This window comes from Anoxybacillus thermarum, from assembly GCF_000836725.1.
In the GTDB taxonomy this organism is placed as follows: domain Bacteria; phylum Bacillota; class Bacilli; order Bacillales; family Anoxybacillaceae; genus Anoxybacillus; species Anoxybacillus thermarum.
Genome location: NZ_JXTH01000140.1, coordinates 1 through 775, shown reverse-complemented (window position 1 = coordinate 775; position 775 = coordinate 1). Strand labels below are relative to the sequence as shown.

The window sequence follows — 775 nt, the reverse complement described above, 5'->3', positions numbered from 1 at the left end:
TTCTTCTCCTCCGGGTACTTAGATGTTTCAGTTCCCCGGGTATGCCCTCCATACGCTATGGATTCACGTATGGATACTGCCCCATTACGGACAGTGGGTTCCCCCATTCGGAAATCTCCGGATCAACGCTTACTTACAGCTCCCCGAAGCATATCGGTGTTTGTCCCGTCCTTCATCGGCTCCTAGTGCCAAGGCATCCACCGTGCGCCCTTTCTAACTTAACTAAACACACTTTTCAGCCTGTTATCTAGTTTTCAAAGAACAATTTCAACCTCGTCTCCTTTTTAATAGACGAAGGCGTAAGTTGAGGGATATTCCCTCAAAACTAAACGAAGCGAAAAAGCGTTTTTTATTATACGATGTCTAGCTCCAAACTAACATCCTCCTCCGCGTCCGCTTTCTCCGTCGACGTGCAAGCACGTCTCGTCAAAAGCTTGCGCTTCCGTCGGATGTTTCCTTGGCTACGCCAAGGACCGTTCTGCGCTTTTCTTCCTTAGAAAGGAGGTGATCCAGCCGCACCTTCCGATACGGCTACCTTGTTACGACTTCACCCCAATCATTTGCCCCACCTTCGGCGGCTGGCTCCCGTAAGGGTTACCTCACCGACTTCGGGTGTTGCAAACTCTCGTGGTGTGACGGGCGGTGTGTACAAGGCCCGGGAACGTATTCACCGCGGCATGCTGATCCGCGATTACTAGCGATTCCGGCTTCATGCAGGCGAGTTGCAGCCTGCAATCCGAACTGAGAGCGGCTTTTTGGGATTGGCTCCCCCTCG

General features: G+C 52.1%; 2 rRNA genes. Both read right to left on the bottom strand.

The annotated features are described in order from the left end of the window. A 23S ribosomal RNA gene (locus LH47_RS14785) occupies window positions 1-224 on the bottom strand; the annotation flags it as partial. Window positions 225-497: 273 nt separating this feature from the next. Beyond that, window positions 498-775: ribosomal RNA gene (locus LH47_RS14780) — 16S ribosomal RNA — on the bottom strand; the annotation flags it as partial.